The following is a 2320-nucleotide window of genomic DNA, read 5'->3' on the forward strand; positions in this document are numbered from 1 at the left end:
TCCTTCTGGTGGGAAGAAGCCAGAGTGCTTGGTCCAATCAGGACAGTTCCAAATAAAACAGATCGCTCACGCCGTGGTGACAGACCTGCACACCGCACCATCCCCGCGCAGCGGGTTCGTTCTCCCCCCCCCAGAAGACGTAAAAATGCAACCACAGCAACGCCTGACCCGCCAGTTACGATAACCGTCAACGGGAGCAAAAACGCGAACGGGACGGCTGAATGAGCCGCCACGAGGCGACCGACGCACCTGTCTGGAGGCGTCGTCGATCCTCGCAACCCGGCGGTGCCGGGTCCTTCGCTTTGCTGCGGTGCTGCGCATGCCATGATCGCCTGTGACGCCTCCTTCCATCTGCGCATCGGCCGCCTCGTGGCGGCAGCGCTTCAGAAGGAAGACAGAAAATGGTGCAGACACCCCGAAAGACCGCCGGAAACAGGCAGGCTATCTATACCGAAGTGACGGAACGGATCATTCGGGAGGTTGAAGGTGGCGTGATCCCGTGGGTGTGCCCATGGAAAGCGGGTGTCGGACAGGATGGTCTGCCCGTCAACGCCACGTCCGGTCGACGGTATTCGGGCATCAACCTGCTGCTGCTCTGGATGTCCGCCGCAGGGCACGGATACGCCACATCCCGGTGGCTGACATACCGGCAGGCATCCGAAGCCGGTGGACAGGTCCGTCGCGGAGAGCGGGGTACCATGGTCGTCTATGCAGCCACTTACACACCGCGTGATGAAATCGCAAAGAGCGTCGAGACCGGAGAAGATCCGCGTCGAGTGCCGTTCCTCAAGCGCTTTGTGGTGTTTAACGTAGACCAGATTGATGGGCTACCCGATCGGATACGGCACGGGGAACAGATCCCTGACGTGTCCGGGATCGCAAGGATCGGTGATCTGGACCGGTTTGTCGCGGCGACCGGGGCGGATGTGCGTTATGGCGGCAGTGAGGCGTATTATTCGCGGTCTGGCGATTACATCCAGATCCCGCCACCAGAGGCGTTTGCCTCTGCACATGACATGTTCACCGTGCAGGCGCACGAACTGGCACACTGGGCCGGGGCCAGCCATCGGCTGGACCGTGAGTTCGGTAGCCGGTTTGGAGATACAGCCTATATGCGTGAGGAACTGGTGGCCGAGATCGCCGCGGCCCAGCTGTCCGCCGTGATGGGCGTGCCTCCTGCCCTGCGCCATGCTGCTTATGTGCAGCACTGGCTATCCGTGTTGCGGGAAGACCACCACGCGATATTCAACGCGGCGCGTCATGCCTGCGCAGCCGTTGATTACCTGCTCGGACTTGCAGGCGTGGGCGAAGATGTCGGATCAGAGCGGTGGGTGCCGCCGGAGAGGTTGCTGGCGGCCTGATCGTGCCGCAGGAACTGGTGGGCGGTCACCGCAAAAGCCGTGCCCAACGCCAGCGCGTGTATGGTCGTGTCGAGGCTGATGAGGCGGCTTTCGGCCGCATCGAACAGCGCCACGCCAGAGTGGCCCTGAAGCCAGTACGTAAGGGGTAGCAGCACGTCCGCCCGCATGGCCATGCCCCTTATCATGAAATCCGCCACGACCCCACAGATCCCGAACAGCACAACAAGGCATGCAAAATAGGCCGCCACGCCGCGCCACAGCGCCCCAAGAACATGGTAGAGCGTACAGAAAATGGGGCGACGGTTGGGGGAAGGGGCCGACATTGCGCGCTCCGGAAAACAGGGGGATGTTGCCTCATACTAAGCCCCATTTTCTCAAAAGTACATGGCGCCGTCTGTCGAGACACGCGGCCGCATCGTCAGCGTATCGCTCGGCATATGGGCTGCGTGGGCGATGATCCGTTCCTGACTGGCTGTGCGTCACAAGGGCAGCCTCTCGCCCGATCGGAAAAGCAGTAAATTACGGGTGGCCCTGCGGGTTCGCTCGCCAAGCTTCTCCAGACGGCTGGGCCGTCAGGAGAAGTCCAGCCCCCTGCGGGGTCTGTCCGCGTTCGCGCTAATGCTCCCCCACATCCCTGTCCATGATCGGCATGAAGTCGAAAAACGGCACGGGGAGCTGACGCTTCCTCAACCACCCTGACACGCCTGCGGCGTGTCAGGGTGGCCCGTTGCGGGGATTACGGCCGCGCATCCAGCTTCAGTGTGACAGTGTCCCGGCCAGGGCGCCAAGACGGCCTTCGGCCCCGCTGCGCGGCTTCGCGACCCTCGCAGCGCCTTTGCCGTCCCGCGCCTGCCGCAGGGCGTTGCCCCGCGTCAGGCGCAGGCCGACCGGCTTGCTCAGGCCGCTTCGGTCCTGACTCCCTGTCCGTGCCACCGTCTTGCCCGGGGGCAGGATGTGGC

General features: G+C 63.2%; 3 protein-coding genes. 1 reads left to right on the forward strand and 2 read right to left on the reverse strand.

Going from position 1 to position 2320, the window contains the following annotated elements:
- The first annotated feature begins 401 nt into the window (after positions 1–401).
- Positions 402–1361, forward strand: a complete 960-nt coding sequence (locus tag ACBR42_RS16965; protein WP_371208817.1) for an ArdC family protein — start codon at positions 402–404, stop codon at positions 1359–1361.
- On the opposite strand, the gene ACBR42_RS16970 is transcribed toward ACBR42_RS16965, so the two are convergent.
- Both ACBR42_RS16970 and ACBR42_RS16975 read right to left on the reverse strand, forming a co-directional pair.
- Entirely contained in the window at positions 1280–1684 is a 405-nt protein-coding gene (locus ACBR42_RS16970; protein ID WP_371208818.1) for a hypothetical protein, read from the reverse strand. The two genes, ACBR42_RS16965 and ACBR42_RS16970, sit on opposite strands and share 82 nt — an antisense overlap.
- A 433-nt stretch (positions 1685–2117) precedes the next feature.
- A partial coding sequence (locus tag ACBR42_RS16975; protein WP_371208819.1) for a hypothetical protein occupies positions 2118–2320 on the reverse strand: 203 nt, incomplete at its 5' end.

The sequence above is a fragment of the Komagataeibacter sp. SM21 genome (assembly GCF_041402665.1).
Lineage (GTDB): Bacteria > Pseudomonadota > Alphaproteobacteria > Acetobacterales > Acetobacteraceae > Komagataeibacter > Komagataeibacter saccharivorans.

Bases quoted from the DNA above. Each gene is read 5' to 3' on its own strand.
- ACBR42_RS16965 (WP_371208817.1), top strand. From the start codon at position 402: ATGGTGCAGACACCCCGAAAGACCGCCGGAAACAGGCAGGCTATCTAT.
- ACBR42_RS16970 (WP_371208818.1), bottom strand. From the start codon at position 1,684: ATGTCGGCCCCTTCCCCCAACCGTCGCCCCATTTTCTGTACGCTCTAC.